Annotated in this window: 26 protein-coding genes; 20 read left to right on the forward strand and 6 right to left on the reverse strand. The window is 67.1% G+C overall.

From position 1 onward, the window contains the following. Positions 1 to 226 precede the first annotated feature (226 nt). Positions 227 to 1,786 (forward strand): methyl-accepting chemotaxis protein, encoded by a 1,560-nt coding sequence (locus HH212_RS17610; protein ID WP_170203656.1) that lies wholly within the window; start codon positions 227 to 229, stop codon positions 1,784 to 1,786. Positions 1,787 to 1,918: 132 nt separating this feature from the next. Continuing rightward, the gene (hemN, locus tag HH212_RS17615) at positions 1,919 to 3,319 is read left to right on the forward strand and encodes an oxygen-independent coproporphyrinogen III oxidase (protein WP_170203657.1); all 1,401 of its coding nucleotides are present in this window, start codon (positions 1,919 to 1,921) and stop codon (positions 3,317 to 3,319) included. Positions 3,320 to 3,322: 3 nt separating this feature from the next. Here the strand turns inward: hemN and HH212_RS17620 are convergent, their stop codons facing one another. Both HH212_RS17620 and HH212_RS17625 read right to left on the reverse strand, forming a co-directional pair. Then, complete coding sequence (locus HH212_RS17620) at positions 3,323 to 3,721, reverse strand: TraR/DksA family transcriptional regulator (RefSeq protein WP_170203658.1); 399 nt, start codon at positions 3,719 to 3,721, stop codon at positions 3,323 to 3,325. Positions 3,722 to 4,056: 335 nt separating this feature from the next. Further along, a complete protein-coding gene (locus tag HH212_RS17625; protein ID WP_170203659.1) occupies positions 4,057 to 4,632 on the reverse strand; it encodes a TssQ family T6SS-associated lipoprotein in 576 nt (191 codons plus the stop codon). 194 nt (positions 4,633 to 4,826) lie between these two features. On the opposite strand from HH212_RS17625, the gene HH212_RS17630 reads away from it, so the two are divergent. The 5 genes from HH212_RS17630 to HH212_RS17650 all read left to right on the forward strand — a co-directional run bounded on the left by HH212_RS17630 (position 4,827) and on the right by HH212_RS17650 (position 10,630). Further along, positions 4,827 to 6,080, forward strand: coding sequence for a hypothetical protein (locus tag HH212_RS17630; RefSeq protein WP_170203660.1), 1,254 nt, complete (start codon positions 4,827 to 4,829; stop codon positions 6,078 to 6,080). A gap of 5 nt (positions 6,081 to 6,085) precedes the next feature. Beyond that, positions 6,086 to 6,523, forward strand: a complete 438-nt coding sequence (locus HH212_RS17635; RefSeq protein WP_170203661.1) for a type 2 periplasmic-binding domain-containing protein — start codon at positions 6,086 to 6,088, stop codon at positions 6,521 to 6,523. Positions 6,524 to 6,636: 113 nt separating this feature from the next. Continuing rightward, positions 6,637 to 8,514 (forward strand): DUF885 domain-containing protein, encoded by a 1,878-nt coding sequence (locus HH212_RS17640; protein ID WP_170203662.1) that lies wholly within the window; start codon positions 6,637 to 6,639, stop codon positions 8,512 to 8,514. A gap of 70 nt (positions 8,515 to 8,584) precedes the next feature. Continuing rightward, positions 8,585 to 9,076: a GNAT family N-acetyltransferase gene (locus HH212_RS17645; protein WP_170203663.1), complete on the forward strand. Its 492-nt coding sequence runs from the start codon at positions 8,585 to 8,587 to the stop codon at positions 9,074 to 9,076. 171 nt (positions 9,077 to 9,247) lie between these two features. Continuing rightward, positions 9,248 to 10,630, forward strand: coding sequence for a right-handed parallel beta-helix repeat-containing protein (locus HH212_RS17650; RefSeq protein WP_170203664.1), 1,383 nt, complete (start codon positions 9,248 to 9,250; stop codon positions 10,628 to 10,630). A gap of 10 nt (positions 10,631 to 10,640) precedes the next feature. On the opposite strand, the gene fnr is transcribed toward HH212_RS17650, so the two are convergent. Beyond that, positions 10,641 to 11,426: a fumarate/nitrate reduction transcriptional regulator Fnr gene (gene fnr, locus HH212_RS17655; RefSeq protein WP_170203665.1), complete on the reverse strand. Its 786-nt coding sequence runs from the start codon at positions 11,424 to 11,426 to the stop codon at positions 10,641 to 10,643. Positions 11,427 to 11,514: 88 nt separating this feature from the next. Here fnr and HH212_RS17660 point away from each other — a divergent pair, with 88 nt between their 5' ends. Continuing rightward, entirely contained in the window at positions 11,515 to 11,781 is a 267-nt protein-coding gene (locus HH212_RS17660) for a hypothetical protein (RefSeq protein ID WP_170203666.1), read from the forward strand. A gap of 425 nt (positions 11,782 to 12,206) precedes the next feature. On the opposite strand, the gene HH212_RS17665 is transcribed toward HH212_RS17660, so the two are convergent. Continuing rightward, entirely contained in the window at positions 12,207 to 13,337 is a 1,131-nt protein-coding gene (locus HH212_RS17665; RefSeq protein WP_170203667.1) for an AI-2E family transporter, read from the reverse strand. A gap of 182 nt (positions 13,338 to 13,519) precedes the next feature. On the opposite strand from HH212_RS17665, the gene HH212_RS17670 reads away from it, so the two are divergent. From HH212_RS17670 to pncB, 8 genes are all read left to right on the forward strand, one after another. Next, the gene (locus HH212_RS17670) at positions 13,520 to 14,995 is read left to right on the forward strand and encodes a cytochrome ubiquinol oxidase subunit I (protein WP_170203668.1); all 1,476 of its coding nucleotides are present in this window, start codon (positions 13,520 to 13,522) and stop codon (positions 14,993 to 14,995) included. A 2-nt stretch (positions 14,996 to 14,997) separates the two neighbouring features. After that, entirely contained in the window at positions 14,998 to 16,005 is a 1,008-nt protein-coding gene (cydB, locus tag HH212_RS17675) for a cytochrome d ubiquinol oxidase subunit II (protein ID WP_170203669.1), read from the forward strand. Then, positions 16,005 to 16,142: a DUF2474 family protein gene (locus HH212_RS17680; RefSeq protein ID WP_170203670.1), complete on the forward strand. Its 138-nt coding sequence runs from the start codon at positions 16,005 to 16,007 to the stop codon at positions 16,140 to 16,142. Before cydB ends, HH212_RS17680 begins: the two co-directional genes overlap by 1 nt. Before the next feature lie 24 nt (positions 16,143 to 16,166). Further along, positions 16,167 to 16,847, forward strand: a complete 681-nt coding sequence (locus HH212_RS17685; protein WP_170203671.1) for a TorD/DmsD family molecular chaperone — start codon at positions 16,167 to 16,169, stop codon at positions 16,845 to 16,847. Between the two features lie 125 nt (positions 16,848 to 16,972). Next, on the forward strand, positions 16,973 to 18,655 hold the full coding sequence (locus HH212_RS17690; RefSeq protein ID WP_170203672.1) for an AMP-binding protein: 1,683 nt from the start codon (positions 16,973 to 16,975) through the stop codon (positions 18,653 to 18,655). 29 nt (positions 18,656 to 18,684) lie between these two features. Beyond that, complete coding sequence (locus tag HH212_RS17695; protein ID WP_170203673.1) at positions 18,685 to 18,921, forward strand: cupin domain-containing protein; 237 nt, start codon at positions 18,685 to 18,687, stop codon at positions 18,919 to 18,921. Positions 18,922 to 19,025: 104 nt separating this feature from the next. Next, complete coding sequence (locus tag HH212_RS17700) at positions 19,026 to 19,586, forward strand: SET domain-containing protein (RefSeq protein WP_170203674.1); 561 nt, start codon at positions 19,026 to 19,028, stop codon at positions 19,584 to 19,586. 36 nt (positions 19,587 to 19,622) lie between these two features. Further along, complete coding sequence (pncB, locus tag HH212_RS17705) at positions 19,623 to 20,819, forward strand: nicotinate phosphoribosyltransferase (protein WP_170203675.1); 1,197 nt, start codon at positions 19,623 to 19,625, stop codon at positions 20,817 to 20,819. A gap of 22 nt (positions 20,820 to 20,841) precedes the next feature. On the opposite strand, the gene HH212_RS17710 is transcribed toward pncB, so the two are convergent. Further along, complete coding sequence (locus tag HH212_RS17710) at positions 20,842 to 21,558, reverse strand: sigma-70 family RNA polymerase sigma factor (protein ID WP_170203676.1); 717 nt, start codon at positions 21,556 to 21,558, stop codon at positions 20,842 to 20,844. A 148-nt stretch (positions 21,559 to 21,706) separates the two neighbouring features. Here HH212_RS17710 and clpP point away from each other — a divergent pair, with 148 nt between their 5' ends. Next, a complete protein-coding gene (gene clpP / locus HH212_RS17715) occupies positions 21,707 to 22,315 on the forward strand; it encodes an ATP-dependent Clp endopeptidase proteolytic subunit ClpP (protein ID WP_170203677.1) in 609 nt (202 codons plus the stop codon). A 12-nt stretch (positions 22,316 to 22,327) separates the two neighbouring features. On the opposite strand, the gene HH212_RS17720 is transcribed toward clpP, so the two are convergent. Beyond that, complete coding sequence (locus HH212_RS17720; protein ID WP_170203678.1) at positions 22,328 to 22,468, reverse strand: hypothetical protein; 141 nt, start codon at positions 22,466 to 22,468, stop codon at positions 22,328 to 22,330. 89 nt (positions 22,469 to 22,557) lie between these two features. Here HH212_RS17720 and HH212_RS17725 point away from each other — a divergent pair, with 89 nt between their 5' ends. The 3 genes from HH212_RS17725 to HH212_RS17735 all read left to right on the forward strand — a co-directional run bounded on the left by HH212_RS17725 (position 22,558) and on the right by HH212_RS17735 (position 26,646). Beyond that, positions 22,558 to 25,509 carry a hybrid sensor histidine kinase/response regulator gene (locus HH212_RS17725; RefSeq protein WP_170203679.1) on the forward strand — a complete coding sequence of 984 codons (2,952 nt, stop codon included), beginning with the start codon at positions 22,558 to 22,560 and terminating at the stop codon, positions 25,507 to 25,509. Positions 25,510 to 25,639: 130 nt separating this feature from the next. Further along, positions 25,640 to 26,164, forward strand: a complete 525-nt coding sequence (locus HH212_RS17730; RefSeq protein ID WP_170203680.1) for an Xre family toxin-antitoxin system antitoxin — start codon at positions 25,640 to 25,642, stop codon at positions 26,162 to 26,164. After that, entirely contained in the window at positions 26,161 to 26,646 is a 486-nt protein-coding gene (locus HH212_RS17735) for an RES family NAD+ phosphorylase (RefSeq protein ID WP_170203681.1), read from the forward strand. The genes HH212_RS17730 and HH212_RS17735 overlap by 4 nt, the downstream gene beginning before the upstream one ends. Positions 26,647 to 26,751 lie beyond the last annotated feature (105 nt).

Raw genomic sequence — 26,751 nt, forward strand, 5'->3', positions numbered from 1 at the left:
TAAACAAGGACCGGCGACCAGGAGCAATAATGCTTTCGGTAAATATCCGGTCCGTTATATGGGCGCAGCGTACATGATTTTGATGGATTTCATGAGTGCGTCTGTTTTTTTCCTCACTTAACCAAGTTTTCATCGCCTTTTTGGTGCAAGTCAAAGAAAATAGTTGCCCTGCGTCTACAAAACGATGCAAAGCAACTCATTATTCTAAAGAAGCGAAGGAGTTTTCGTGCGCACCAATTTGCCCGTCACCGACATCGAATACCTGCTGCAGGAGGGCCAGTCGATCGTGTCCAAGACCGACGTCAAGGGCCGCATCACCTACGTCAACCCGGCCTTCGTCGAAGTCAGCGGCTTCGGCATCGATGAACTGATCGGCAAGGCGCACAACGTGGTGCGCCACCCGGACATGCCGCCGGCCGCTTTCGCCGACCTGTGGGCGACCCTGCAGGCGGGCATGCCCTGGACCGGGCTGGTCAAGAACCGCCGCAAGAACGGCGATTTCTACTGGGTGGTGGCGAACGTGGTGCCGGTGCGCGAGGGCGGGCGCACGGTCGGCTACATGTCGGTGCGCACGCGGCCCGAGCGCGCCCAGGTGGCCGCCGCCGAGGCGGCGTATACACTGTTGCGCGAGGAGCGCGCGCAGGGGTTGGCGATCCGCCGCGGCGCGCTGGTGCGCACCGGCGCGCGGGCACGCCTGGCGGCGCTGCGCGACTTGCCGCTGGGACGGCGCCTGGGCATGATGCTGGGCGCGCAGGCGGCGCTGATGCTGGCGCTGACCGCGGCAGCCGACGGCGCCGTGTGGCGCATCCTGGCGGCGGGCGGCGCCGGCTTGAGCCTGCTGGCCTGGGCCGAGCTGCAGCGCTCTGTCGTGGCGCCGCTGGCCAGCGCCGGCGCGGCCGTGCAGGCGCTGGCCGGCGGCGATTTGTCGCAGCTGCCGCAGGCCGGGCGCGACGACGAGATCGGCCGCCTGCTGCTGGCGCTGCGCCAGATGAACATCAACCTCACCGCGATCGTCGGCGACGTGCGCGCCAACGTGGCCTCGATCGAGGATGCCACGCGCGGCATCGCGGACGGCAACCGCGACCTGGCACGCCGCACCGAGGCGCAGGCCGCCAGCCTGGAACAGACCGCCGCCAGCCTGGCGCAGATCGCCGCCGCGGCCGGCCACAACACCGACAGCGCGGTGCGCGCCGACGGCCTGGTCGGCGACGCTTCCAGCGTGGCCGGGCGCGGCGGCGAGGCGGTGCGCGCGGTCGGCTCGACCATGGGCCAGATCAGCCATTCGGCCACGCGCATCGTCGACATCATCGGGCTGATCGACGGCATCGCCTTCCAGACCAACATCCTGGCGCTGAACGCCGCGGTGGAAGCGGCGCGCGCCGGCGAGCAGGGGCGCGGCTTCGCGGTCGTCGCCGGCGAGGTGCGTTCGCTGGCGCAGCGCTCGGCCGGCGCGGCGCGCGAGATCAAGGCGCTGATCGAGGACTCGGTACAGAAGGTCGGCCAGGGCAACGAACTGGTCGGCGCGGCCGGCCAGACCATGCGCGAAGTCGTGGCGTCGGTGCAGGACGCCGCCGCCATCATGCACGGCATCACCGGCGCCTCGCGCGAGCAGAGCCATGGCATCGCCCAGGTGAACGCGGCGATGGGCGAGCTGGACGGCATCACGCGCGAGAATGCGGCCTTGGTGGAAGAAGCGGCGGCGGCTTCGGTGAGCGTGGCCGAGCAGGCGGCGCACCTGTCGCAGGCATTATCGGTGTTCAAGCTGGCGCACAAGGCGGCTGCATGAATCGCGCATGAATGTGAGCGCCCGGCCGTTTTTGATGCAGGTCAAGGAAATTGCCGGGTCGGGTCCATAAACTCTTCGCATGAATTGCCACGCCGCATGTGTAGCGTGACCGACGCAAGGAGTTTATCGATCATGCTGTTAAAAGAGTTTCCGGCCACCGTCGAATTCGACGCCGCGCTGCTGGCGCGCCTGGGCACCTCCGGCCCGCGCTATACGTCCTATCCGACCGCCGACCGCTTCGGCGACGCCTTCGGCTACCCCGAATTCCTGCGCGCGGTGGCGGATCTGCGCACCCGCGGCGGCGCCAAGCCGCTGTCGCTGTACCTGCACATCCCGTTCTGCGACACGGTCTGCTACTACTGCGCCTGCAACAAGATCGTCACCAGAAAGCGCGACAAGGCCGCCACCTACCTGGCCTACCTGAAGCGCGAGATCGCCATGCAGGGCCACCTGTTCGCCGGCATCAACGAGGTCGAGCAGCTGCACTTCGGCGGCGGCACCCCGACTTACCTGTCGGACGCGCAGATGGGCGAACTGATGGACCACCTGCGCCACTGCTTCCGCTTTGCGCCGGACGCGGTCGGCGAGTATTCGATCGAGGTCGACCCGCGCACCGTCTCGCCCGCGCGCGTACACGCGCTGCGCGCCCAGGGCTTCAACCGCATCAGCCTGGGCGTGCAGGATTTCGACGCCGGCGTGCAGCAGGCGGTCAACCGCATCCAGCCGGAACAAGAGACGCGCGCCATCATCGGCGCCGCGCGCGCCGCCGGGTTCCGCTCGGTCAGCATCGACCTGATCTACGGCCTGCCCAGGCAGACCCCCGGCACCATGCGCGCCACGCTGGACAAGGTGATCGCGGCCGACCCCGACCGTATCGCGGTGTACCACTACGCCCACATGCCGCATTTGTTCAAGCCGCAGCGCCGCATCCTGGACGGCGACATGCCGGACAGCGACACCAAGCTGCTGATGCTGCAGCTGTGCATCGAGCGCCTCACCGAAGCCGGCTACGTGTATATCGGCATGGACCACTTCGCCAAGCCCGGCGACGACCTGGCCGTGGCCCAGCGCCAGGGCCGCCTGCACCGCAACTTCCAGGGCTACTCGACCCATGCCGACAGCGACCTGGTGGCGTGCGGCGTGTCGGCCATCAGCGCGGTGGGCGCCACCTACAGCCAGAACGCCAAGACGCTGGACGCCTACTACGATGCGCTCGACCGCAACGAACTGCCGGTGGCGCGCGGCGCGCGCCTGTCGATGGACGACGTGCTGCGGCGCAGCCTGATCCAGCGCCTGATGTGTCAGTTCGAGCTGTCGATTCCCGCCATCGAACAGGCCTTTCCGATCGTGTTCGCGGATTACTTCGCGCGCGAGCTGGAAGAACTGGCCGGCCTGGAGCGCGACGGCCTGGTCAGCCTGTCGCCCGAGTGGATCAGCGTGAGCATGAAGGGGCGCCTCCTGATCCGCAACGTGTGCATGGTGTTCGACCGCTACCTGGCGCGCGGCGAGCGGCGCCATTCGCGCACCGTGTGAGCCTTACATCGACGGCCCGCGCCCGGTTCCCTGTTCGCGCTCGATGCGCTCCTGGCAGGGAATGCAGGTCTGCACGGTCGGCGTCGCCACCAGGCGCGCTTCCGGGATCTCGCAACCGCACGAGACGCAGGTGCCGTAGTCGCCCGATTCCAGGCGCGACAGCGCGGCGTCGACCGCCGCCAGCTGGTCGCTGTCGTGCTCGGCCATGTGTTCCTCGTTATGGCTCAGCATCTCCGCGGCGGGTGCGTCGTCGTTCTGGCCCATGTGCGCCATCGGCGCGATCGCCGGGGGTTCGTCCGGGTCGCCGTCGGTGCGACCGTGGATGGTGGCAAGCAGATCGTCGTGCTGCTGGTGCAGGCGCTTGGCGATGTCGTCTTGAAGTTCTGCGGAGATAGGGGGCATGGGAAATTCCTTTTTAGTGGTTGAGGGGGCGTTCAGCGATACATCAAATGGGCCTGGGTAAATCGGTTTTTCATACACCCGTCCGCTTTCAGCGACACCCGGGAGACGCTCCGCAGCGCTCCTGTTCCCGATCTGAAATTGTCGATTCAGGCCATGGGTTTTCTTTGTTCGGAAACCTAGGCTCCCGATGTGATCTTTCTTGTTTTTCGGGGAGTGCAACCTGGACAACAGTCTAGACCATAACGACAAGATCCTGCGCCAGTTTGCCGTCGCCACCGTGGCGCCCAGCCCCTGGTGATGGGGGCCGACCGGCAGGCAAGCGCCCGCGAGGGCCGCTACCAGGTGCGCCAGGTTTCCACGTTGCGCAGGCGCTCGCGCTGCTGGGCCGCCGAGGCGCGCGTGCGGGCCTGGTCGCGCGCCGCCTTGGCCTGGCCGAACACCGGTCCCCACATCGGGTGGCCGTTTTCTCCCTTGCCGAGTTCGTAGTCGGGATCGATGTCGAGCACCCGGTCGAAGGCCTGGCGGCATTCCGCCAAACGCTGCAGCACGCAATAGCTGAAGCCGGTGTATTTCAGCGCCTCGATGCGGATGGCCTCGGGCGCGGCCTGCAGTTCCGGCCGGGCCAGGCGGGCGATGGCCTGCTGGAAGTCGCCGTTGTCGTACAGCCGGATGCCTTCCAGCATGACGGCGGCGGCGGCACGGGTCTGCTCGCGCGCAGCCTCGTTACCCGGCTGGCCGGCCTGCGCACGCCAGCGCTGCAGCACCTCTTCGGCGCGCGGATGGTCGGTGACCACGCCGGCGACCGGCTGGGCGGCATGCGCCGGTCCGCCGAACATCGGCAGCAGCGTCAGCAGCGACGACAGCGACAGCGATAGCGGCAGGCGGCGAAGCAGGGCGCGGGATGTGGTCATGGAGATATGTTACCCAAAACCCTGGCAGTGCGGCGCGGCGTGACGCATCCGGCGCCGCATGTTGTATTTTCAGGTATTTTTGAGGAAATTGATGATTCCTATTGGAAACCAATCGACAGTCTCCGGCGGCTGTAATACAGTGTCAAGCCTCCTCTAGTTATTGCCGAATAGCATCATCAGTCCGGGTTTTACCGATGTCACCGACGTTCCACTTCTTCCGCGCGCGCAGCGCCGTGTCCACCGCTACGCTGGCTTGCCTGCTGGCCTGGACGCACGGCGACGCACGCGCACAGGCCAAGTGGACTTTCGGCGGCTTCGGCACCCTGGGCGCGGCCCATTCGACCGAAGACCAGGCCGACTACACCGTCAATCCGAACTCGCCCGGCCGCGCCGGCTACTCCAGGGACTGGGCTTACGACGTGGACAGCCGCGCCGGTGCCCAGCTCGGGGTGCAGTTCGACAAGCGCTGGTCGGCGGTGGTGCAGGTAACGCAGGAAAAGAGCGTCGAGAATGCGTACAAGACCTATCTGACCTGGGCCAACGTCAAGTTCCAGGCGACGCCGGAATTGTCGCTGCGCGCTGGACGCATCGCGCTGCCGCTGTTCCTGGCGGCGGATTACCGCAAGGCCGGCTACGCCTTGCCCTGGCTGCGCGCGCCGGTCGAGTTGTACAGCCTGATGCCGATCTCGAACAGCGACGGCGTCGACGTCGCCTATCGCTGGCACACCGGCGCGGTCAAGCACGAGACCACGCTCTCGCTCGGGCGCGCCAGCGCCCAGCTGAACAAGGACGTCAAGGGCAAGGCGCGCAATATCGTCGGCATCACCCACAACGCGGTCGCCGGCGCGCTCACGCTGCGCGTCACCGCGGCGCAATCGCTGCTCGAGGTGCCCGGCGCCGAGGAACTGTTCGACGGCGTGCGCGCCTTCGGCCCGGCGGGCGAGGCGCTGGCCGACCGCTACGACATCGCCAAGCGCCACGTGCGCGTGTTCAGCGCCGGCTTCAACTACGACCCGGGCGACTGGTTCCTGATCGGCGAGAGCGGGCGCATCAACACCGGCTCGCTGCTGGGCGACCAGACCGCGTCCTACCTGTCGGCCGGCTACCGCTTCGGCAGCGTGGCGCCCTACGTCACCTACGCGCACCTGGCCGCCAACATGCCCACCCAGACGGCCGGCCTGCCGCTGGAAGGCCTGCCGCCCGAGGCCGCGGCGGTGGCGGGCGTCATCAACGACCAGCTGAATTTCCAGCTGTCCCAGATCGGCGTGCAGGACAGCGCCAGCATCGGCGTGCGCTGGGACTTCGCGCCGAACCTGGCGTTCAAGGCGCAGGTCGACCGCGTGACGCCGCGCGGCGGTTCGATCGGCACCCTGGTCAACGTCCAGCCGGGCTTCCGCTCCGGCCGGCCGTTCGGCGTGGTCAGCCTCGGCGTGGATTTCGTATTTTGAACGCGATGAACGTCTCGATACGCACCCTCTGCCTGGGCCTCGGTCTCGCGCTGGGCTTGTGCGCCGGCGCCGCGCGCGCGGCCGACCTGGTGGTGATCGTCTCGGCGCGCACCCCGGTGACCACGCTGCGCGCCGACCAGGTCGCCGACATCTTCCTGTCGCAGACCAACCGCTTCCCGGACGGCAGCGAAGCGGTGGCGGTCGACCAGAACCTGGGCTCGCCGCTGCGCGACGAGTTCTACGGCAAGGTGGCGCGCCGTTCGCCGGCGCTGATGAAGGCCTACTGGACCAAGCTGATCTTCACCGGCCGCGGCCAGCCGCCGGCCGAGGTGGACGGCAATGCCGCCATGCGCAAGCTGGTCGCCGACACCCCGGGCATGATCGGCTACGTCGAGCGCGCCGCGCTGGACCCGAGCGTGCGCGCGGTGCTGGTCGTGCATTGACGGCGGCGCCCGGCCGCCGGCCGCGCTGGCCGTAGGCGGCCGCGCTTTTCCATGTTAAATTTCCAATTGCCAAACTTATCCGGTTGGCAATGACAATAACATAGGGAAGAGAGATGCCGACCATGCCATTCCGCCTGCCGCGCGCAGCCTTCGCCGCCCTGGCCGTTCCCCTCACGCTGGGCGCCGCGCTGGCGGCCGGTCCGGCCTGCGCCGCCGTTGCCCCCGTCCAGGCCGCGCCGTCCGCACAGGCCGCGCCATCCGCGCAAGCGGCGCAAGCCGCCGCCAAGCCCAACCGCGCCTTCGACGCCTGGTCCGACCGCTTCGCCGAGGACTGGGTGCGCCACAACCCGCAACTGGCCACCAGCACCCAGTATTTTTCCGGCGCCGAGCAGGACGCGCTCGACCGCCAATTGACGCCGCTTACCGACGCCCAGCGCAAGAAAACGATTGCGCTGGCCAGGACCGGCGTGGCGCGCCTGGACCGCTTCCTGGCCGGCCCGCTGAGCGAGGAACAGCGCACCTCGGCCGCGGTGATGCGCTGGTCGCTGGCGAATGCCGTCGCCGCCGCGCCGTTCGAAGACCACGCGTTCGCCTTCAACCAGTTCGGCGGCGTGCAGGTCGGCCTGGTCAATTTCATGACCAACACCCACCCGCTGCGCCGTGCGGGCGACGTCGACAGCTACCTGGCGCGCCTCGACCAGGTCGGCGCCCGCATCGACGAAGCGCTGGCGCGCGCCCGCGCCGCTACAAAGCGCGGCTTGATTCCGCCGCGCTTCATCCTGGAGCGCGCCCAGGCCCAGGTCGACATCTTCCTCAAGCCCGACGCCGCCAACAACGTGCTGGTCACTTCGCTGGCCCAGCGCAGCGAAAAACTGGCCGACCTGGCGCCGCAGGCGCGCGAGCGCGCCGTCGCCGACGCCACCCGCATCGTCGATGCCAGGATCATCCCGGCCTACCGCCGCGTGCAAGCCTTCATGGCCGAACTGCATCCGGCGACCTCCGACGCGGCCGGCATCTCGCGCCTTCCGGACGGCGCCGCGGCCTACCAGCAGGCGCTCAGGACCTACACGTCGACCACCCTCACGGCCGCCGAGATCCATGCCATCGGCCTGCGCGAGGTGGCGCGCATCGAAGGCGAGATGGACCGCCACCTGCGCGCGCTCGGCTACGCCGGCGGCAGCGTCGAGGAGCGCATGAAACAGCTGGACGCGAGTTTCCAGCCGAAAGGAGAAGGCGACCCGCGCCCGGTGCTGCTGCAGCAGTACGCGGCGATGGTCAAGGACGCCGAGCGCCGCAGCGACGCCGTCTTCAACCTGAAGCCGCGCGCGCCGATCGAGGTACGGCGCGAGCCGCCGCTGACCGAAGCCTCGGCCGCCGCCCATTACTCGCTGCCGGCGCCGGACGGCAGCCGTCCCGGCATCTTCTGGGTGCCGATGCGCGGCCCGACCTTCGACATGATCCGCATGCGCAGCCTGTCCTACCACGAGGCGGTGCCGGGTCACCACTTCCAGCTGGCGATCCAGCAGGAACAGACCAGCCTGCCGAAGTTCCGCGCCCAGCGCATCTTCGGCGGCGGCAGCGCCCACAGCGAAGGCTGGGCGCTGTATGCCGAGCGTCTGGCGGTGGAACAGAACTGGTACGCGGGCGACGTGCCCGGTTTGCTGGGCGCGCTCGGCTCCGAACTGTTCCGCGCGCGCCGCCTGGTGGTCGACACCGGCCTGCACACCAAGGGCTGGACCCGCCAGCAAGCGATCGACTATGGCATCGGCGCGCAGGAGGTCGAGCGCTACGTGGCCTGGCCGGGGCAGGCCAACGCCTACATGATCGGCATGCTGCGCATCGTCGACCTGCGCGCGAAAGCACAGCGCGAACTGGGCGACAGGTTCTCGCTGCCGGCCTTCCACGACGTGGTGCTGCGCAACGGTTCGGTGCCGCTGGATGTGCTGGGGGAAGTCGTCGACCGCTGGATCGCGGTGCAGAAGAGGTCGTAAGCTGGCAGGGTGCCGGCTGCCGCCGACGCGGCGGCGCTGCATGTCATGCAAACCGTTGCGGGAGATTGTCATGCTCAGCCAGCGCACCGCGACCGGCGCCGATCTCGATGCCTTGTGGGACCTGCGCACGCGCGCGGTCCGCATCAGTTGCGCCACGCACTATCCGTCCGCCGTGATCGCCGCCTGGAGCGCGGCGTCGCCGCCGCCGAGCCTGGCGCAATTGACGCTTGCCGGCAGCGTGCTGCTGATGCGGCGCGGCGAGCGCCTGGCCGGCTTCGGCGCGCTCGACCTGGAGACCGGCGAAGTCGATGCCTTGTTCGTCGACCCCGACTGCCAGGGCGGCGGCATCGGCCGCGCCCTGCTGGACGCGCTGGAAGCGATGGCGCGCGAGGCCGGCCTGGCGCGTCTGTTCCTGTCGGCGTCGTTGAACGGGACGCCTTTCTATCGCCGCGCCGGATTTACGGCCTTGCGCGAGCAATGGCACGAGCACCATAGCGGAATCGTCATCAGATGTGTGCTGATGGAAAAAGATTTAATGATTCGTATAAAGCCTGTTATCTGAAAATGACAATAAGAATTCCCGATAATAAATAAACATGCATAATTGATCATTGGGTCATTTTGAATGCTTACATGTGGTTACATCTGTTTAGATTAAATTACTTTAGATTGATAAATACATTTTCCAGTGAAACTGTTATTTACTCTATTTAATAGTCTATTCAATCACACAATGCCCATCTCGAATCTGCGTGTCCTGAGTGCCATTCTGGCATCTTCCTTCGCCTTGCCATCCTTTGCGAGCACCCTGTCTGTCGGACCCGGCAAGACCTATGCCGCACCATGCGCCGCCATTGCCCGCGCCGCGGCGGGCGATACCATCGAAATCGCCGGCGGCATGACGTATTCCGGCGATGTCTGCGCCATCGGCAAGAACAACCTGACGATTCGCGGCGTCAACGGCCGCGCACGCATCGACGCCGCGGGTGCCAACGCCCAGGGCAAGGGCACCTGGGTCGTCATCGGAAACAATGTGGTTATCGAAAACGTCGAGATGTTCGGCGCCAAGGTGCCGGACCAGAATGGCGCCGCGCTGCGCCTGGAAGGCACCAATTTCACCCTGCGCGGCAGCTTCATTCACGATAATGAAAACGGCATCCTGGCCGGTGCGAATACCGCCAGCAATATTCTCATCGAGACCACGGACTTCGGCCATAACGGTAATGGCACCGGTTATACGCATAATGTCTATATCGGCAATGTGGCAAGCCTGACATTCCGCGCCAATTATTCGCACGATGCGAATGGCGGCCATGACCTGAAATCGCGCGCGATCCTGAATACCATCGTCTACAACCGCTTTTCCAGTACGCCCGACGGTCAGACCGGCACCACGGCCAGCGGCAAGCCATCCTATGAAATCGACTTGCCGAATGCGGGCACGTCGTACGTCATCGGCAACGTGATCGAGCAACCGGCCGGCAGCGCCAATCAAACCATGCTCGCCTACGGCGAGGAGGGCGTCACGAATCCGGGCCAGGACCTGTATGTGGTCAACAACACCTTCCTGAACGACGACACGTCCGGCGGTACCTTCGTCATGCCCGGTTCCGGCGTGACCAAGCCGGTGCTGCTGCAAAACAACATCTTTGCAGGCATCGGCACGATGAGCAGCCAATCCGGTTCGCTGGACCGGACCAACTACCGCTCCATCGCCCCCGGGTTCGTCAACCGCATCGCCTACGACCTGCACCCGATCGCCAGCGCGCTGATCGTCGACGCCGGCTCCGCCCCCGGCTTGTCGGCCAGCGGCTTCGCCCTGGCGCCGACGGCGCAGTACGTGCACGCCGCTTCCAGCGAAACGCGCACGGTGTCGGGCAGCATCGATATCGGCGCCTATGAAGCGGTCGCGGCCGTGACCACCACGCCGACTGTGACCTGGACCACCTGCGCCAGCGAAAACGGCGTCTGCCGCTTCTCCGGCACGACGCAGGTGCGCTACGGCGCCAACAACGCGTACGTCACGAAGACCGCGACCGGTTCCATCGCCTGCAACAATGCGACCTTCGGCGATCCGGCGCCGAACGTGGTGAAGTCGTGCCAGTACGCGCGCTAGGCCCTAAACCCTAGGCCATCGGACTGCATTGCTCGGTGCCGGCCGCCATCGCCTTCAGGCGCGCCGGTTCCAGCAAGGTGACTTCGCGCTTGTCCACCTGTAGCAGTCCCATCTTCCTGAAGCGCGACAGCAGCCGGCTGATGCTCTCGATGGTCAGCCCGAGGTAATTGCCGATGTCCTCGCGCGACATCCGCAATTGAAAGCGGGTCGCCGAATAGCCGCGCGTGGCGTAGCGCGCCCCCAGGTTCACCAGGAACACGGCGAAGCGCTGCTCGGCGCGCATGTTCCCGAGCAAGAGCATCACGTTCTGCTCGCGCGTGATTTCCTGGCTCATCATGCGGTGGAAGTGGCGCAGCAGGGCCGGCACCTGGCCGAACATCTCTTCCAGGTTGGCGAACGGGATCTCGCAGACTTCGCTGTCTTCCAGCGCCACCGCGTCGCAATGGTGGCGGTCGCCGCTGATGGCGTCCATGCCCAGCAGCTCGCCGGCCATCTGGAAGCCGGTGATCTGCGCCTCGCCGGCGGCGTTGATCTGGTAGGTCTTGAAGTGGCCGAAACGCACCGCGTACAGGCTGCGGAACGGGTCGCCTGCCTTGTACAGATGTTCGTCGCGCGCCAGCCGGCGACGGCGGCCGATGATCTTGTCGAGGCGGTCGATGTCGGCGTCTTCCAGGCCCATGGGCAGGCACAGCTGGTGCATGCTGCAGTTGGCGCAACTGACCTTCAGCGCACCGACATTCAACGGCGTGTCCGTCTGGACGGGCGAGCGTTCGGCAGGGGAGGCGGCGTGGGTCATGGCGGGCGCTCGGTGGACGTTGGGGGAGCTCGAGGAGCGTAAACACCGGGAATTATAGCTTTCCAGAACCGGTGATGAGCGAACAGCCATGTACAGCCTGGTGGATGCTTGCCACAAATACCAGCTGCTGTGGTATTTCTCCCGCTTTTTGCCACGTCATCGAGTTGCATTCGATAGAACGCGCTTGACGAATTTTTCTTGTTGCTCAGATGGTAACAGTTTTTATACTGAATTTATTTCGATGTCTGCTATGACCCTAAACAGACCTTCACCAATTGGAGCGGAAACGCCCCTGCGGCAATTATTGCAAGAGCATGGAGATAAGCTAGATGCACGTTACAAGCAACGTAAGTGAATCAGTTGCGAAAACCGCACTTGCTACGGTAGACCATCCCTTGCATGCTGAAGTAATCGGCTGGGCAAACTGCGCGAGTGACGTTTTCACACAACCGAAGAGCTTCGTTGATCGCGCGCGCTTTTCCGATCAAGACAGAAGTTTCCTGCACCAGGCTCTGGATGGAGTGCCAACGGTTCTAGTAGTGGCCTATTGGACGTCACCGGACAAGTCCGAGCCGATGTCAGGTTGCGGGAAACTATATTCCTTCCTTCTTCATCCTGAGACCTTCGCAGTTATTCAAACTGACATCAGCAAATGGCGCTCATGATTTATCGGGTAAGTATCGCCAAGATTGAAATGGCCACGGTCTGCTTCGGGGCAACTCCAGCCGTCCTGACGCACATTTCTGTAATCCTCCCGATCATGCTGCCTGACGCAGTCATCTAACCCTTTCGTTCGACAACCCGCGTCTCAGCCGGCATCGCGTGCTGCTCCCCGACGTCCACCGATGTGCTTCCCGGTCCAAGCCCCCTGGCCGACGCGCGGTGCGCCGCCCACGCATGTCCGACGATGATCTTGACCGCCGCCATCAAGGGCACCGACAGGAAAATCCCGGCGACGCCGCCGATCTCATCCCCGACCAGCAAACCGACGATGACCAGCAGCGGCGAGACCTCGACGCCCTCGCTCATCAGGTAGGGATTCAGCACGTAATCCTGGAACACGCGGTAGCCGACGATGAAGCCGGACAGCAACAGCAGACTGTCGAAGCCGGTCACCGCCGCGATGGCGACGCTGCCGACCAGCGCGACGAGCGGTCCCACGAAGGGGATGAATTCCAGCACCGCCGCCACGGCGGCGAGCACCAGTGCATACGACACGCCCATCAGGGAAAAGGCAGTGCCGTAGGCCACCAGGGTCGACAGCGACAGCAGCAGCAGCGCGCGCACGTATTTCGACAGCGTGAAGCTGAGGTCGTTGGTGATCTTGCCCCACAGCGCCGCATACCGCGGCGTCATCCAGCCCAGGACCGTCGTGCGCATGCCCGGTCCTTCCTTGATCAGCAGGAAGCTCAGGATCGGCACCAGCACCAGATAGATCAGGTTGCTGGCCGCGTACAGCACGGTGGTGCCGACGCGCTTGGCGATCGGCACCACCGTGCCCGAGCCTTCCTGGAACTGTTCCTGCAAAAAGCCGATGATCCGGGGGCGAAACGATTCCAGGAAGCGCGGCAACGGGACCTTGTTGAGTGCATTCGGGTCTTTCACCAGTTCGGGAATCTTCTGGCCGAGGTGGGTGGCTTGGTCGACGATGCGCGGACCGAGCAGGGCGCTGGCGATGGCGATCACGCTGATGACGATGGCGAACCCCAGGGCGATCGACACGGTCTGCGGCACTTTTTTCGGCAGCGTGCGTTCCAGCAGGCCGATCAGCGGATACATCAGGTAGCTGAAAAAGACCGCGAACACGACCACCAGCAGGGTACCGCGCGCGACGTACGCGGCATACATCAGCAACAACATGAACGACGCGGTCCACACCACACGGGCGGTGCGCAAGTCGAGACCAAGCATGACGACTCCAGGAAATAGATGGGCAAAGGCCGTGCGGCCTTTTGTCAGGTTTGCAAGCTTACCCGGAATCGGGATGGGCCGGGTGTCGGGGAGAGTGCCGGCATGCCGGCCATGCAAGCGTGCGTGGCTCGTCCGCCGCGCGATCCATGCTAGATTCCGCACTCCACCACCACGGAGAGAGCATGTTCGGCTTGGAAGCTTTGGACCTGGCGCGCATCCAGTTCGCATTCACGATGTCGTTCCACATCCTGTTCCCGGCCATCACCATCGGCCTGGCCAGCTACCTGGCCGTGCTCGAACTGTGCTGGCTCAAGACCAGGCGCCAGGTGTTCGTCGACCTGTACCACTTCTGGCTGCGCATCTTCGCGGTCAACTTCGGCATGGGCGTGGTGTCGGGCATCGTCATGGCCTACCAGTTCGGCACCAACTGGAGTTTTTTTTCCGAATACGCCGGCAGCATCACCGGGCCGCTGCTGGCCTACGAGGTATTGACCGCGTTCTTCCTGGAAGCCGGTTTCCTCGGCGTGATGCTGTTCGGCTGGACCAAGGTCGGCCCCGGCCTGCACTTCCTGGCCACCTGCATGGTGGCGCTCGGCACGCTGATCTCGACCACCTGGATCCTCGGCGCCAACAGCTGGATGCAGACGCCGCAGGGCTACGCCATCGAGGCCGGGCGCATGGTGCCGGTGGACTGGCTGGCCATCGTCTTCAACCCGTCGTTCCCGTACCGCCTGGCGCACATGGCGATCGCCGCCTTTCTTTCCACCGCGCTGTTCGTCGGCGCCTCCGCGGCATGGCACCTGCTGCGCGGGCGCGACGCGCCGGCGGTGCGCACCATGTTTTCGATGGCGATGTGGATGGTGCTGGCGGTGGCGCCGGTCCAGGCGCTGGTGGGCGACATGCACGGCCTGAACACGTTGCAGCACCAGCCGGCCAAGATCGCCGCCATGGAAGGGCACTGGCAGAACGAGGGCGATGCGCCGCTGCCGCTGCTGCTGTTCGGCATCCCGTCGATGCGGGACGAGGAAACGAAGTATGCGGTCGGCATCCCGCGCGTGGGCAGCTGGATCCTCACGCACACCTGGGGCGGGCAGATCAAGGGGCTCAAGGCGTTTCCGAGACAGGACCGGCCGAATTCGCTGATCGTGTTCTGGAGCTTCCGCGCCATGGTCGGCCTCGGGCTGCTGATGATCGCGCTCGGGCTGTGGGGCGCCTGGTCGCGCTGGAAGGGGAGGCTGTATTCGTCGCGTCCGTTCCTGCGCATGGCCATGTGGATGGGGCCGGCGGGCTTGCTGGCGGTGCTGGCCGGCTGGATCACCACCGAGGTCGGGCGCCAGCCGTGGGTGGTGTACGGCGTGCTGCGCACGGCGGACGCGGTGTCGAAACACGGCGCGGCGCCGCTGGCGCTGACGCTCGGCCTGTTCGTCGTCGCCTACGTGTTCGTGTTCGGGGTCGGCATCGCCTACGTGCTGCGGCTGGTGCGCAAGGGCCCGCAGGCGTTCGACCTGAAGCGCGCCGCCCAGGGCGGACCGGGTCGCAAGAAGACGCCGGCCCGGCCGTTGTCGGTGGCCGAGCGCGGCGCGGCCGGCAAGGGCGGCGCCGACGACGACGTCGGCGATGACAGCGGCGATGGCAGCGGCAAGGGCGGCAAGGAGTGAGCATGGACATCGACATCACCACCGTCTGGGCCGCCATCATCTTCTTCGCCGTGTTCATGTACGTGGTGCTGGACGGCTTCGACCTCGGCATCGGCATGCTGTACCCGTTCGTCAAGGGCCGGCGCGAGCGCGACATCATGATGAACACCGTGGCCCCGATCTGGGATGGCAACGAGACCTGGCTGGTGCTGGGCGGGGAAGGGTTGCTGGCCGCGTTTCCGGTGGCGTACTCGGTGATCCTGTCGGGGCTGTACCTGCCGCTGATCTTCATGCTCATCGGCCTGATCTTCCGCGGCGTGGCCTTCGAATTCCGCTTCAAGGCCGACGACCGCGAGCGGCCGGTGTGGGACATCGCCTTCACCGCCGGCTCGACCGTGGCGGCGTTCTTCCAGGGCGTGTCGCTCGGGACCTTCCTGTCCGGGATACCGGTGCACGGGCAGGCCTACGCCGGTGGCCCGCTCGACTGGCTGGCGCCGTTTCCGCTGGCAGCCGGCGCCGGCGTGGTGATCGCCTACACGCTGCTGGGCGCCACCTGGTTGGTGATGAAGACCGAGGGCGACCTGCAGGCGCGCATGGTCAAGCTGGCGCGCCCGTTTGCCCTGCTGCTGCTGGCGGCGATCGCGGCGGTCAGCGTGTGGACGCCGCTGGCCCAGTCGCAGGTGGCCGCGCGCTGGTTCGGCTGGCCGAACATCCTGTTCCTGGCGCCGGTGCCGCTGCTGGTGGGCGGCGCCTTTGTCTGGCTGCTGTGGTCGCTCAAGCGCGATCCGCACCGCAAGCCCTTCGTCGCCGCGCTGGCGCTGGTGCTGCTGGGCTACACCGGCATGGCGATCAGCATCTGGCCCTACATCGTGCCGCAGGCAATCACGATCTGGGACGCCGCCGCGCCGCCGGCCACCCAGCGTTTCGCGCTGGTCGGCACGTTGATCGTGCTGCCGCTGATCCTGGCGTACACCATGTGGAGCTACTACGTCTTCCGCGGCAAGGTGGCCGACAGCGAGGGTTATCACTGATGGATGACGTTCCCGTTTCCCCATCCTGGCCGCGGCGCATCGCCTGGCTGGTGGCGCTGTGGCTGGGCGGCGTGCTGGCGCTGGGCGCGGTGGCGCTGCTGCTGCGCGTGGCCATGCACGCGGCCGGCATGCGCTAGGCCGGGCGCTGGAGGAAGGCGCGCATGCCGCAGCGGACCAGCCAAGTCGACGCCGATGCCGACCCGCGCGCCGATTTCTACGCCTTGCTCGCGCGCCTGCTGCTGTCGGCGCCGAGCGCGGCCTTGCTGGCCGCGCTCGGTGCGGCCGGCCCGATCGTCGCCGCCGGCGAGTTCGCCCTGGAGCAGGCCTGGCTGCAGCTGACGCGGGATGCCGCCGCCGCCGACGCCGCCGCCGTCGCCGTCGAATTCGCGCTGCTGTTCGCGGATTCCGACGCCGATTCCGACGCCGATTCCGACGCCGATTCCGACGCCGATACCGGCCCGCCGCGGCTGGCGCCGTCGGCCCGTTTCTACCCGGACCCCGGCGCGGACGATGCGGCGCCGGCGCGCCTGCGCGCCGACCTCGCCGGACTCGGGTTGGCGCGCGCGCCGCATGCGGGCGCCCTTGAGGACCACCTGGGCATGCTGTGCCGGGCGATGGCGCTGCTGGCCGGCGCCGCGCAGCCGTCCCCCGCGGCGCAGAAGCGCTTCTTCGAGACCTGGCTGCGGCCCTGGTACGCGGCCTGCCTGAGCGATATCGCCGCGGCCGGGGGCGCCGTTTTCTACCGCAGCGTGGCCGTGTTCGCCGACGCCTTCCTGTCGATCGACGCCCAGGCCTTCGCGCTGCTGGACGGGGACGCCGGCGCCGCTGCGTCCGGGGAGTGACGCGCCGCGGCCGGGCGGCCGCCGTGGCGGATGCGCAGCGGCGTGATCATCCGTGCAACTCGGCGGCGCCGTCCAGGCATATACTCGTCGGCAGCAGCCGCACCGACAACGCACAGGAGACGACGATGACACCGACCGAGCGCTTCATCCGCGCGCGCGACTTCCTGCAGCAGCACCGCAGCGACTACGACACCGCCTACCGCGACTACCGCGCGCCCGAACTGGCCGAATTCAACTGGGCGCTGGATTACTTCGACGTGCACGCGCGCGGCAACGATACCGCCGCGCTGTGGGTGGTCGAGGAAGACGGCAGCGATCGCAGGATCAGTTACGCCGACATGGCGGCGCGGTCCGGCCGCGTCGCCGCCTGGCTGCGCGACTGCGGCGTGCGGCGCGGCGACCGCGTGCTGCTGATGCTGCCCAACCGCGTCGAGCTGTGGGAAACCATGCTGGCCGGGATCAAGCTCGGCGCGGTGCTGGTGCCGACCACGATGCTGGTGTCCGGCGCCGACCTCGAAGACCGCATGGCGCGCGGGCGCATCCGCCACGTGGTGGCGCAGGCGTCGGAAGCGCCCAAGTTCGCGGCCCTGGCTGGCGAATACACCCGCATCGCCGTCGGCGCGCAGGACGCGCCGCCGCCCGCCGGCTGGCGCGACTATGCCGACAGCCTGCGCACCGCCGCGGACTTCCAGCCGGACGGCATTACCTTGGCCAGCGATCCGCTGCTGCTGTACTTCACTTCCGGCACCACGGCCAAGCCCAAGCTGGTGCTGCACAGCCACCAGAGCTATCCGGTCGGCCACCTGTCGACCATGTACTGGATCGGCCTGCGCGCCGGCGACGTGCACTGGAACATCAGCTCGCCGGGCTGGGCCAAGCATGCCTGGAGCTGCGTCTTCGCGCCCTGGAACGCCGGCGCCACGGTGTTCGTCCATAACTACGAGCGCTTTTCGGCGCGCGCCTGCCTGGACACCATCGTGCGCTGCGGCGTCACCTCGCTGTGCGCGCCGCCGACCGTGTGGCGCATGCTGATCAAGGAAGACCTGGCGGCCTGGCAGCCGCCGCTGCGCGAACTGGTGGGCGCCGGCGAGCCGCTCAACCCGGAAGTCATCGACCAGGTGGAGCGCGCCTGGGGCATCCGCATCCGCGACGGTTTCGGCCAGTCCGAAACCACCTGCCAGGTCGGCAATTCGCCGGGCCAGCCGGTGAAACCCGGCTCGATGGGGCGGCCGCTGCCCGGCTACCGGGTGGCGCTGCTCGACCTCGACGACCGCCCCGCCGCCGAGGGCGAGATCGCGCTCGCGCTCGACCCGGCGCCGCTGGGGCTGATGCTGGGCTACGAGGGCGACGCCGCCAAGACCGGCGAGGTGATGCGCGCCGGCCACTACCACACCGGCGACAGCGCCACCGTGGATGAGGAGGGCTATTATTTCTACGTCGGCCGCAACGACGACGTGTTTAAGTCGTCCGACTACCGCATCAGCCCGTTCGAACTCGAGAGCGTGCTGATCGAGCACCCCGACGTGCTGGAAGCGGCCATCGTGCCCAGCCCCGATCCGCTGCGCCTGGCGGTGCCCAAGGCGTACGTCGCGCTGCGCGCCGGCGTGGCGCCGACGCGCGAACTGGCCGGCGCCATCTTCGCCTTTGCGCGCACGCGCCTGTCGCCCTACCAGCGCATCCGCCGGCTGGAATTCACCGAGCTGCCCAAGACCATCTCCGGCAAGATCCGCCGCGTCGAACTGCGCCGTGCCGAAGCGGCCGGGCAGCGTACCGGCGTCGAGTTCCGCGAAGAGGAGTTCGCCGAGTGAGCACGATATCGACTGGAGGGGAGGGCGCCATGCCGCAGCAAGCCGATGCACCGGGCGCGGTGTCGGCGCTGTTACACCGCCATTCGCTGCAGGACGAGTGGATCTATGTGCTGAGCGGCGAGCTGACGCTGGTCCACGATGGCGGCGAAACGGTGCTCGGCGCCGGCATGTGCGCCGGCTTCCCGCGCAACGGCACGGCGCACCAGCCGGAGCGCCCCAGCGGCCAATGCGCCGAGCACCTGGCGAGGGGCCGGCAAAGGCGCTAGGATGGAGCCGTGCGGCACCTTTGCTGCAAACCGATCAATAATGGCCGAATGACAAGCAGCGCCGCCTTTCTCCACCACCCCCATCCACGCGACCGCACCCCGTAATGAGTCCACACGCAAGCCCGGCATCGTCCGCCCAACCCGAATCGCAGCAGCCGGCGCCCACGTCGCCGCTGGCCGAAGTGCGCCAATCGCCGGTGCACGGCAAGGGCGTGTTCGCGTTGCGCGCCATCGGCGCGGGGGACCGCATCATCGAATACCGCGGCCAGCGCATCTCGTGGGACGACGCCACCGCGCGCGCCGCCGCGCGCGGCGGCCCGGTCAACCACACTTTCTATTTCAGCCTGGCCGACGGCCGCGTGATCGACGGCGGCCGGCGCGGCAACGACGCGCGCTGGATCAACCACGCCTGCGAGCCGAACTGCGAAGCCTACGAGGACGACGGCCGCGTCTACATCCACGCGCTGCGCGACATCGCCGCGGGCGAAGAGCTGAACTACAACTACGCGCTGGTCTACGAAGAGCGCCACACGCCGGCCCTGAAGCGCCTGTTCGCCTGCCGCTGCGGCACGCCTGGCTGCACCGGCACCATGCTGGCGCCGAAGCGGCGCGCCAGGAAGAAGGCGGGCGGCGCCGGGACGCGCCCCGCCGAAGCAGCCGCCTGAGCCGCCCACCACAACAAGAACCCAGAAAGCCCCGCCATGACACCTGCCGTCCCCGTCGTCCGCAGCCTGCTCGAAACCGATCTCTACAAGTTCACCATGTGGCAGGCGCTGCTGCACATGCACCCGAACGCCACCGGCGAATACGAGTTCAAGTGCCGCAACACGCCTGCGTATCCGCTGGCCGAATTAAAGGAAGAGGTGGAACGCGAACTGGACCACTTGTGCACGCTGATGTTCGGCGCCGACGAGATCGACTACTTGCGCTCGCTGCGCTTCATCAAGAGCGACTTCGCCGACTTCCTGACCCTGTTCCGCTTCCAGCGCAAGTTCATCCAGGTCGACACCGACGGCCCGCACCTGCGCATCCGCGCCGCCGGCCCGATCGTGCACGTGATGGGCTTCGAGATCTTCGTGCTGTACATCGTCAACGAGCTGTATTTCCGCCGCTTCGACCGCGCCGCCGCGCTGCAGGAAGCGCGCAAGCGCCTGGCCCAGAAGGTCGACGAGTTCCGCGCCTTCGAGCAGGAGCCGAAGCGCCAGAACCCGTTCGAGTTCTTCGACTTCGGCGTGCGCCGCCGCTTTTCCGGCGAGTGGCAGGAAGAGGTGGTCGCCACGCTGGCGCGCGAGCTGCCGCAATTCTTCAAGGGCACCTCGAACGTCTACCTCGCCAAGAAATTCAACCTGGTCCCGATCGGCACCATGGCGCACGAATACATGCAGGCCTTCCAGTCGTTCGACGTGCGCCTGCGCGACTTCCAGAAAAAGGCGCTGGAAGACTGGGTGCAGGAATACCGCGGCGACCTCGGCACGGCGCTCACCGACGTGGTCGGCATGGACGCCTTTTTGCGCGACTTCGACCTGTATTTCGCCAAGCTGTTCGACGGCCTGCGCCACGATTCCGGCGACCCGGTCGAATGGGGAGAAAAGGCGCTGGCGCACTACGTCAAGCTGCGCATCGATGCGCGCACCAAGCGCCTGGTGTTCTCGGACGCGCTGACCGTGCCCAAGGCCCTGAGCCTGTACCGCCACTTCGCCGACCGCGTGATGACCGGCTTCGGCATCGGCACCAAGCTGACCAACGACACCCAGTTCGACCCGATCAACATCGTCATGAAGCTGGTGCGCTGCAACGGCCAGCCGGTGGCCAAGCTGTCGGATTCGCCGGGCAAGGGGTTCAGTACCGACGAGACCTTCATCGCTTATCTGCGCCAGGTGTTCGACCAGCGGATTTGAGCCGAAGGCGCAGCCGGCAGCGCTAGGCCGCCACCGCCACGCGATACACCGCATCGTTCGCGCAGGCACGCGTGCCGCCGCGCGGCCGCGCCGGCGCCAGCACCGACAGCGGCTGCTCCGCGGCCAGCAGCGACACCATGGCCGGCACGTCCAGGCCATCGAGCGCCGCCTGGAAGCGCCGCACCAGCTCGCGGCACAGCCTGTCGCCGGACGGCGCCCCGGCCCGGTCCATGTCGCGTTCCTCGTCCGCTCGTTCGCGTAGCCGCCGCCGTGCCCGCGCCAGGTGCTGGCGCGCATTCACGGCCGTGGTGCCGAGCGCCGCGGCGATGTCGGCGTGCTCACACTCGAACACTTCGCGCAGCACCAGCGCCAGGCGCTCGGACGGCGACAGGCATGCCAGCATGCGGCCCAGCGCCGCACCCAGCTCGGCGCGTCGCAGCAGGCCGTGTTCGGGCGGCGGCGCCGCGTCCGCGGGCAGCCAGTCCAGGGTGGCGTGCGCGGCCGCCGCGTCGCGCACCCGCTTGCGCAGCAGGTCGATCGACTGGTGCCGCACCACCGTGGTCAGCCAGGCCGCCGGCGTTTCCAGCGCGTCCTGGTCGGCGCAGCGCCACTTCAGGAAACAGTCCTGCACGATGTCTTCGGCCTCGGCGTCGCTGCCGACGATGCGGCGGCTGATCGCCGTCAGGCGCGGGCGCAGCCGTTCGAACAGGGCGCCGTCGGGGTCGAGGGTGGGCGGCATCGTGAACCTCCTTTGCGGTGATGGTAACGCTCGACGCCCGGCGCAGGAACGATGTGACACGCGAACCCAATATTTTTTCGCCGTCACACCGCACCCGGCCGCAGGCGTCAAGCGCGCAGTCGTCCAACCTTACCGCGAAAGGAATACCATGACTGCGACATCTCCCCTGGGTTTGGGCCTGGTCCCCACCGTCGTCGAACAGACCGGGCGCGGCGAACGCGCCTTCGACATCTATTCGCGCCTGCTGCAGGAGCGCGTGATCTTCCTGGTGGGCGAGGTTACCGAGCAATCGGCCAACCTGATCGTGGCCCAGCTGCTGGTGCTGGAGTCCGACAATCCAGACAAGGACATTTCCCTGTACATCAATTCGCCGGGCGGCTCGGTGTACGCCGGCATGGCGGTGTATGACACGATGCAGTTCATCAAGCCGGACGTCTCGACCCTGTGCACCGGCTTCGCCGCCAGCATGGGCTCCTTCCTGCTGGCGGCGGGTGCGCGCGGCAAGCGTTACGCCTTGCCCAATGCGCGCATCATGATCCACCAGCCGCACGGCGGCTCGCAGGGCGTGGCGGCCGACATCGAGATCCAGGCGCGCGAGATCCTGTACCAGCGCCACCGCATCAACGGCATCCTGGCCGAGCGCACCGGGCAGGCGCTGGCGCGTGTGGAAAGGGATTCGGACCGCGACAACTACATGTCGGCCGAGCAGGGCGTGGAATACGGCTTGATCGATCGGGTGCTGACGTCGAGACAATAGTGCGGCGCCGGGTCAAGATGGTCGCTCTTCGTCCTCCTGAAGGGTGTCTACGACGACATGGCCGACGACACCGGCTTCCTGCGCTTCGCGCCGGTGGTCGAGGCGCGCGCCGGCCGACGCGGCCGTGGCGCGCGCCGTTTTTGTGAATTTCATACTATAGTCGGTTCACCTTTTCGTAACCCACGGCTGATTTCACGTTCTTTCTCCAGAGGAGCTGGATGCTGCTGTAAGGAATGAATCCGATGCATGACCGTTTTACCCCGGAGGCGCTGCCGCCACGCCTTGCCGATCGCATATTCCGGGGTGATGGAGAACTCGCCGCCCTGTGCCGTTCCAAGGCATGGGACCAGACCCCGCTCGGCGCGCTCGACGCCTGGCCTGCCAGCCTGCGCACGGTCGCGTCGATCGTGGTCGCCTCGCCGCTGCCGATGATCGTGCTGTGGGGGCCGGACCTGATCCAGATCTACAACGACGGCTACCGCCAGGTCATGGGCGCCAAGCATCCGGCCGGACTCGGCCAAGCGACGCGCGCCTGCTGGCCGGAAGTCTGGGAATTCAATGCGCCGCTGTACGAGGGTGTGCTGGAGCGCGGCGAATCGTTCAGCTTCGAAGACCAGTTGCTGGTGCTCGAGCGCCACGGCCATCCGGAAAACGTGTTTTTCACACTCGGGTTTTCGCCGGTGCTCGATGAAGAGGGAAGGATTGGAGGCGTGCTGGTGACGGTCGCCGAAACCACCGCGCAGGTGGAACGCGCCGAGGCCGGCAAGGTGCGCGCCGACAGCGAGGAGCGGCTGCGGCTGGCGGTGGAAGCGGCCGACCTCGGCACCTGGGACCTGGACCTCGCGACCGACAGCGCGCCGGTGCGCTCGCTGCGGCACGACCGGATCTTCGGCTACGACCGCCTGCAGCCCGAGTGGGGGCTGGAGATCGCCCTGCGCCACGTGCTGCCGGAAGACCGCGCCACCTTCCGCGACGCCTTCGCCCGCGCCGCCCGTACCGGCGTGGTGTCGTGCGAAGTGCGGGTGCGCTGGCCGGACGGCAGCGTGCACTGGATCGCGCCGCTGGGCCGCACCTATTACGACGAGACCGGCCGCGCGGTGCGCATGACCGGCGTGGTGGCCGACGTCACCGAGCGCAACCGCGCCGAGGCCCTGCGCCAGAGCGAGGAGCGGTTCCGCCTGATGGCCGACGCGGTGCCGCAGATCGTCTGGATCACCGATGCCGACGGGCGCATCGAATTCTTCAACCAGCACTGGAGCGACTATACCGGCCTGGCGTACGACATGGAAACGGCCGCGGACGTGGCGGCCGCGGTGGTGCATCCCGACGACGCCGCCCTCACCATGGAGCGCTTCGCCCACGCCCAGCGCAGCGGCGACACCTTCCTGATCGAACACCGCATCCGCTCCGCGAGCGGCGCCTACCGCTGGTTCCTGGTGCGGGCCGAGCCTTACCGCGACCCGCACGACGGCCGCATCCTGCGCTGGTTCGGCGCCTCGGTCGACATCCACGACCGCAAGCAGGCGGAACAGGCGCTGCACCTGCTGGCGGGGCGCCAGACGTTCCGCCTGGAACTGGCCGACCGCATCCGCGCCTTGTCCGATCCGCAGCAGGTCACGGCCGCCGCCAGTGCGCTGCTGGGCGACTACCTGGGCGCCAGGCGGGTCAGCTATGCCGAGGTCGACGCCGCCGGCGACGCGCTGGTCCTGGCGCCGGGCTGGAGCGACGACGCGGCGGCGCCGCTCCGGCAGCGCCGCTTCGTGCTGGACGATTTCGGCGCGCCGGTGGCCGCCGCCTTGCGCGCCGGCCGGGTGCTGGCCATCGACGACGTGGCCGGGGACGGCCATGCGGCGGCCTGCCGCGACTTCTACCTGTCCCTGGGCGTGCGCTCGGTGCTGGCGGTGCCGCTGACCCGGAATGGCCGGCTGCAGGCGGTGCTGAGCGTGCACCATGCGAATCCGCACAGCTGGACCGCGGAAGAGACCGCGGCGGCGCGCGACATGGCCGACCGCACCTGGCTCGCCATCGACGGCGCCCGCGCCCAGGCCGAACTGCGTGCCGAGCGCGAAAAGCTCAAGGAGGCCGACCGCCGCAAGGACGAGTTCCTGGCCATGCTGGCGCACGAGCTGCGCAATCCGCTCGCCCCGATCGGCGCGGCGGCCGAACTGCTGCAGATGATGCGCCTGGACGAGGCGCGCGTGCGCCAGACCAGCCAGATCATCGGCCGCCAGGTCAAGCACATGACGCACTTGATCGACGACCTGCTGGACGTGTCGCGCGTCACGCGCGGGCTGGTGGAGCTGGACAGTGCGCCGCTCGACGTGCGCCGCATCGTGTCGGACGCGGTGGAGCAGGTCGGCCCGCTGATCGCGGCGCGCCGTCACCGCCTGCTGCTGGAACTGCCGCCGGACGCGGCGCTGGTGCTGGGCGACGAGAAGCGCCTGGTGCAGGTGGTGGCCAACATCGTCAACAATGCCGCCAAGTACACGCACGACGAGGGAGAAATCCGGGTGACGGTGCAGGCGGACGCGGCGCAGGTGGCGATCGCCGTGGCCGACAACGGCATCGGCATGACGGCGGAGCTGTGCGCGCGCGCCTTCGATCTGTTCGCCCAGGCCGAGCGCAGTTCGGACCGTTCGTCGGGTGGCCTGGGGCTGGGCCTGGCGCTGGTGAAGAGCCTGGTGGAGCTGCACCAGGGCAGCGTCACCAGCGCCAGCGGCGGCCCGGGCCAGGGCAGCACCTTCACCGTGCGCCTGCCGCGCCTGGCGGCGCAGGCCGGCCAGGGCGCGGCGGCGGCGGACGGCGCCGCCGCGCACGGGACCGGCGGCGGCCTGCGCATCATGGTGGTGGACGACAACGTCGACGCCGCCGAGATGCTGGGCATGCTGCTGGAGGCGGCCGGCCACCGCGTGGTGGTGGAGCACGGGTCGCGCCAGGCGCTGGCGCGCGCGCGCGGCGAGGCGCCCCAGGTCTGCCTGCTCGACATCGGCCTGCCCGACATGGACGGCAACGAACTGGCGCGGCGCCTGCGCGCCGACCCGCGCACCGCCGGCGCGGTATTGATCGCCGTGACCGGCTATGGCCAGGCGCACGACCGCGAAGCCACGCTGGCGGCGGGGTTCGATCATCACCTGGTGAAACCGGTGGACAGCGCCAGGCTGGCGGCGATACTGGGCGCGGTAGAACGCTCTTGATATTTTTCACATGCGTCGTCCACAGCCAAGCTTTGCAACGCGGTTGAACCGAACGCTTGGCGCTACCGGATGCAAATGCCATTAGCCGGTCTATAATGGGATAAATATTTGTCCTGAACTGGATCGAACGATGGTAGCGAAAACGAAGCAGGGAAAAAACGCCGGGAAATCCTCTGCGACTGCAAACGAACATAGCGGCCAACCGAAAGTGCGTCGTGTGTCTGTGAGCGGTACGGAAGTACGTACGGGAACGAGTGACAGTCCCGTACTCGCTTTCATGGGTACGCCTTTCGACATGATTGCGCAAATGCGCACCGGCACGCCAGCACGCACGATACCGCGCATCGCATCCGTGCTGGGCGTCACTCAGGAAAGGTTGTTCGATCTGCTGCACTTGCCGAAGAGTACTGTAAAAGGGCGCATCAGCGCGGGCGGGCTGCTCTCGGCCACGGAGCAGGATCGCGTATACCGCGCCGAAAAAGTATTGGCGCGGGCAATCGAGGTACTGGAGGACGCGGATGCCGCGCGTGCCTGGCTGAACCGGAACAACCGTTCGCTGGGCGGCGAGATCCCGCTTGCCCTGCTCGATACGGAGCCCGGCTACGAATTGGTGCTCGACACCCTCGGCCGCATAGAATATGGGGTGGTGTCTTGACGACGAGAGGCGCCCAGCCTGTCTGGCGTATCGCCAAGCATACCGCTCAGTACCGTGCAGATGACATGACCGGCGGCGGCGCGAAAATGACAGGCGGGCGCTGGAACGCGAAAGGGCGCGCCGTCGTCTACGCGGCGACGACTGTTTCGTTGGCAACACTGGAAACACTCGCCCATCTCGGCGACAACATTGCGATACGAAATGCTTTTCTGGTACGGATCGACATACCTGCAACGCTCTGGCGTCGCCGGGTCATCGTGGCGCCGGATGAGCTGGATATCACCTGGAAGGCCGAGCCGCCGGGCTCTACGTCGATCACATTCGGTAACGCTTGGCTGGCAAAGACGGACTCGCCGGTTCTATTGGTTCCGTCCGTGATTGTTCCCGAGGAACATAACGTCCTGATCAACCCTGCTCATCCAGCCGTTGCCAAGGTCAACGCTCAGGTCGTGCGCCAATACGTCTACGACCCGCGTCTTTGAGATCGTTCTACGCCAACGTGCGTGCGTGTGCGTAGCCGCACATACGCGACCCGTGCGAATCCGTAGAGTTGCCATATCGGCCATCGTGGCCTTCAGGAGAAGAAT

This window comes from Massilia forsythiae (assembly GCF_012849555.1).
Classification (GTDB): Bacteria; Pseudomonadota; Gammaproteobacteria; order Burkholderiales; family Burkholderiaceae_D; genus Telluria; species Telluria forsythiae.